Source organism: Bradyrhizobium sp., from assembly GCF_019244115.1.
Lineage (GTDB): Bacteria > Pseudomonadota > Alphaproteobacteria > Rhizobiales > Xanthobacteraceae > Bradyrhizobium.
Genome location: NZ_JAFATE010000190.1, coordinates 1 through 4,888 on the forward strand (window position 1 = coordinate 1; position 4,888 = coordinate 4,888).

At 65.3% G+C, this 4,888-nt stretch carries 4 protein-coding genes; 3 read left to right on the plus strand and 1 reads right to left on the minus strand.

Annotated features, from left to right (window positions below; translation table 11 throughout):
• Nucleotides 1-2: 2 nt before the first annotated feature.
• Nucleotides 3-1,001 (minus strand): aldo/keto reductase, encoded by a 999-nt coding sequence (locus JOZ76_RS08365; protein WP_291698153.1) that lies wholly within the window; start codon nucleotides 999-1,001, stop codon nucleotides 3-5.
• Between the two features lie 194 nt (nucleotides 1,002-1,195).
• Between JOZ76_RS08365 and JOZ76_RS08370 the strand changes: the two genes are divergently transcribed.
• The 3 genes from JOZ76_RS08370 to JOZ76_RS08380 all read left to right on the plus strand — a co-directional run.
• Complete coding sequence (locus tag JOZ76_RS08370; RefSeq protein WP_291698154.1) at nucleotides 1,196-2,392, plus strand: DMP19 family protein; 1,197 nt, start codon at nucleotides 1,196-1,198, stop codon at nucleotides 2,390-2,392.
• A gap of 181 nt (nucleotides 2,393-2,573) precedes the next feature.
• Nucleotides 2,574-4,478, plus strand: coding sequence for an outer membrane protein assembly factor BamB family protein (locus tag JOZ76_RS08375; protein WP_291698155.1), 1,905 nt, complete (start codon nucleotides 2,574-2,576; stop codon nucleotides 4,476-4,478).
• 77 nt (nucleotides 4,479-4,555) lie between these two features.
• On the plus strand, nucleotides 4,556-4,888 hold a 333-nt coding region (locus tag JOZ76_RS08380), incomplete at its 3' end, for a GNAT family N-acetyltransferase (protein WP_291698156.1).

Consider the following 4,888-nt stretch of genomic DNA (forward strand, 5'->3'; position numbering starts at 1 on the left):
GATCACCGCGCCTCACCGGAAAAAGTCTGGCGCAGCGTCGATAGCCGCTCCAGCGCCGCCTTCGGCAGCGGCCCCTTCTCGACCGCGGCAAGCGCATCCTCGAACTGCTGCGGCGTCGCCATGCCGACCAGGATGGTTCCCATCGCCGGATGCGAGAGCGCAAAGCGCGTGGCGGCCTCAGTCAGGCTCGATGCAAAACCTTCCTCAATGAGCGGCACGAGACGGCGCGCGCGAAAAAGATCGGCGTCATAGCTCATGGCCGAACCGATCGGCTCGGGCGGCGGACTTGCGATCGGGTGACGCGCCTCCGAACCCGACAATGCGCCGCCGGCCAGCACGCGGATGCCGACCACGCCGGTGCCGGCCTTTTCGGTGTGATCGAACAATCGCCCGTAATCCTGCGCCGGATAGTTGTTCGGCAAGGCCTCCGCGGCGGATGGATTGAGCATGTTGTAGACGACCTGTGCGCTGTCGAAGGCGCGCTGGTCGATTACCTGCTGCAGGGCCGCGGTGTCGCCGACCGCTGTGATCCCGAGGAAGCGGATCTTGCCCTCCTGACGCAAGCGCTCGAACGCCGGGACCACGTCGCCGAGCACTTGTTGGACGCTGAGCGCCGATCCGCTTCCCGACACCGTGATTGGATTGTGCAGGTGAAAGATGTCGACCCGATCGAGACCGAGGCGCGCCAAGCTGCCTTCGAGCGAGGTTGCGACCGCGTCGCCGATGCTACCGAGCGCATCGGGCGGCAATCGGACCTTTGTCCCGACGACCGCGTTCGCCGGTCTCAGCCTTTTCAGAACCCGGCCAAGGTTGTTTTCCGACTCGCCATTGCCATACTGCACCGCGGTGTCGAAATAATTCACGCCCGCGGCGAGGGCGCGTGCGATGGTGCGCTCCTGGTCGGCGGGATCGCCGCGGACCATCAATCCGCCGACCGCGCCACAGCCAAAACCCAGCACCGAGAGTTTTAGGCCCGTGCGTCCAAACGCGTGCAACTGCATCGCCGTTTCCTCCACCGCATGCTGATATTAAGGGATGCCGGATTTGTATCGTGCCCGCTTTGTCCGGCGGTTTCGATGGCGCGAAAAGCGGGGTACTTTAGGTTGCATATGTGTCATTTTCGCAACCATTGGCTTCTCAAAGTCCATTTGCCCGACGCTGGTAAGAGCCATGCTTTGCACTTTTTTCAGTGCCTGTGTACGGGCTTTCGCTGGGGGATAGCGGATCCTGGAGGTGCGAGATGATCGTTGATGGTCGCCTGGCGACGGTCGTTATACCTCGCGATGCAATTGAGGGAGCCCAAGAGCCCGACAAGGCTGTGATGCAGGCCGTCGTGGGCTACGTCAACGATATTCAACGTAGCGGCGTCTATCCCCGGCACGAGATGCCGGCCGCGGCCATGCAGACCTATCACGCCGTCTATTATCTCGCCCAGGTGAATAATGGCGGTCACGGCCAGTTCATTCGCAACACCGGCATCGCGATGCTGCCGACCACGTCGGGCGATGCGCTGGCTGGCCTGAAAGCGATGGGCGCTCTGGCCCAGCACCAGATCCTCGTCGAGATGCTCGCCTGGGTGAAAGCCAATCTGGAGCAGGCCGCAAAACAGAACGGCTTCTCCGCGCGCGCAGACGTCCTCAAGGCGCTCGATGACCGCTTCCATGCTGCCGAGCGCGAAAAGCCGATAGCCCGCCTCGCGGCCAGATGGATCGCAGGCTGGCCCGGATTGCGCATCGTGGGGCGGGAGCAGTACCAGGCGGAGATCGACCGATTGGCGCAGCTCAATCCGCACCTGCCGCAGCGCCGGGTCTGGCAGAGCGTTCAGCAGCTTCGCCTCCAGATGACCGATGATCCGCGGATCACGATCGCCGCGGCCTGCGGCGCGGTGAAGCCCCAGCCGGAAGTGAAGCTCGAAGTCCGTCCCGGAGTGAACATGGAGATCGAGGGCCAGCAATGCATGGCGTTCGGCGTCGGCACGAACAAGGGAGCGCGGCTCTGCGTCTTTGAGAAGACGGGCGGGCGGCTTTATGAGCTCGACCGGAGCGGCGGGCGCGTCGCCGCGGGCGCGCAACTGTCCACCGTGGGGGCAGACAAGGTCCAGCAGTTCGTGAAAGTCGCGGGTCAAGTGCGAGCGGCCGAGGCGATCGATCTGCTCTTGCGGAAGGCTGGCCTGGATCCGCGCGCCATGATCACTGCCTGGGAGGTTTTTGACGGGGGTGTGACATGGATTGTCGCCACAGGGCAAACCCGCGCCGCAGCGGCGATCAACGGTGATGGCGCCGTTCTTACCAAGCCCGACCAGACGCCGATCGCCGGGGCGGCAAGGGACGACATCGAACGGTACGCCGCCGTGGCGGCGGCCGGCGGCGAGTCGCTGCGTCCGCCGGCATGATCGCTTTCAGCGCGCATGCCTTGGGAGCGCGATCGGCCGGAAAAACGTTTTCTGGTACGGGAGCTGCATTTCGCCAATGCCTCGCGCTTTGATTGAAGGGGCGTGACGAGCGTCACGAGGTTTGCTACCCCTTGATCCCGTGCGGTCGACCGAAGTCTCGCCAAACGGGGGGGAAGCGACAATGTCATCCGAATATGCGGTTCGCGCGGCGCTGGTCGGCCTGCAGTTTTCAATTGGACTACTTCTTGCCCCTGGCAGCGTTTCGTCCTCCAGCGCGGAAGAGGCCGGGGCGGCGGCCGGTGAGGCGCTCTATCAGCAGCGCTGCGCCTCCTGTCACGAGGGCGGAGTGGCGCGCGCACCCGACCGCAATGCCTTGCGCCAGCTCGGCGAGCAGCGGATGAGGTTTCAGCTCACCTACGGGCTGATGAGCCAGCAGGCGCGCGATTTGAGCAGGGACCAGATCGGCGACGTCGTCCACTTCTTGAAGGGCACTGCGCCAGCGCCCGCGGCCGAACTGCCGGATTCCAGTTGCCGTGACGATGGGCCAAAACTCACCGACGCCTCGCTGCCGCGCTGGAATGGCTGGGGCGTCGATGTCCGTCAGCATCGCTTCCAACCGGCGGACCAGGCGCGGCTTGCGGCGGAGGATGTGCCGCGGCTGAAGCTGAAATGGGCGTTCGGCTTCCCCGGCGATGTCAGGGCCTCCGCGCAGCCGACGGTCTTTGGCGGGGCGCTGTTCGTCGGCAGCGCCGGCGGCAAGGTCTACGCGCTCGACGCCGCGACCGGATGCCAGCGCTGGGTGTTCGATGCCGGTTTTGGCGTGCGCAGCGCCATTACCATCGGCGAGGACGCACGCGGTCTCACCGCCTATTTCGGCGATCAGCGCGGCAACGCCTATGCGCTCGACGCGGAGACCGGGAAGCCGAGGTGGACGCGCCGGGTCGAGGAGCATCAGGCGGCCCTGATCACCGGCGCGCCTGTCCTCGCGGACGGCGTGCTCTATGTGCCGGTGTCCTCGCTCGAAGAGGCGCTGGCCGCCGATCCGCGCTATGGCTGCTGCAGCTTTCGCGGGCTGATCGCGGCGCTCGACGCAGCGACGGGCGAGATCAAATGGCGCAGCTACATCTCGCCGCCGGCGCAGCCGCAGGGCATCAATGCGATCGGCGTGCAGCAGTTCGGTCCCGCCGGCGGCGCGATCTGGTCCGCGCCGACGATCGATGGCGCCACGGGCACGGTCTACGCGATGACGGGCGACAGCTATTCGAAACCGGCGCAGGACACGTCCGACGCCTTCCTCGCGTTCGATGCTGCGACCGGAAAGCTCAATTGGTCGCGTCAGATGACCGGGGGCGATGCTTTCAACGTCGCGTGTGTCTCGCAGTATCGCGCCAACTGCCCCGAAGGGAAGGGGCCTGACTTCGACTTCGGCTCCTCTGCGATCCTGGTTGACCTTGGAGACGGCAAGCGTGCGCTGATCGCCGGGCAGAAATCCGGCGTGGTTCATGCGCTCGATCCGGATCATGCCGGCGCGATCCTGTGGCAGCGCCGGGTCGGTCAGGGCTCGACACTGGGCGGCGTGCAATGGGGCATGGCCGCCGACGATGAGAACCTCTATGTCGCCGTGTCGGATATCGGCCTCGTACCCGTGGCGCCAGGCACGCCCGGAGCGCAGAAAACCGTCATGGGCGGCGTGTTGAAGATGGATCCGCGCCAGGGTGGCGGATTGTTTGCCCTGAAACTTGCGACCGGCGAAATCGTCTGGCACACGCCGCATCCCGGCTGCAACGACACGCCGGGCTGCAGTCCGGCGCAATCGGCCGCTGTGACCGCGATTCCCGGCGTGGTGTTTTCCGGCGGGCTCGACGGCCATCTGCGCGCCTACGCGGCGAAGAGTGGCGAGATCATCTGGGACCTCGACACGGTCAAGGACTACACCACCGTCAACGGCGCGGCCGCCCATGGCGGCTCGCTCGACGGCCCCGGCGCGGTCGTCGCCGACGGCATGCTTTATGTCAATTCCGGCTATACCAATTACGGTTCGGTGCCCGGCAATGCGCTGCTGGCATTTTCGGTGGACGGGAAGTAGCAGCGCATGGATGAGATCATTGTCAGGGCGGCGAAATACGAGGACGCAGCCTCCGTGGCGCGGGTTACGCGCCTTACGTGCGCGACACGGTCGTCACCTTCGAGGTCGAACCTCCGGATACGCAGACGATGGCGCGGCGAATGAGCGATACTCTCGAAATGTATCCATGGCTGGTTGCCGAGACTGCCGCGGGCGAGGTGGTTGGCTACGCCTATGCCGGCCGGCATCGCGAGCGGCCGGCCTATCGCTGGACTATCGATACGACGATCTACATCGACGGGGCATACCGACGCGTCGGCGTCGGGACGAAGCTCTATCGATCGCTGTTGGAGATATTGCGCCGTCAGGGCTTTCGGTCGGCGTTCGCGGAAATCGTTCTGCCCAATGCCGGCAGCGTCGCCCTTCACGAA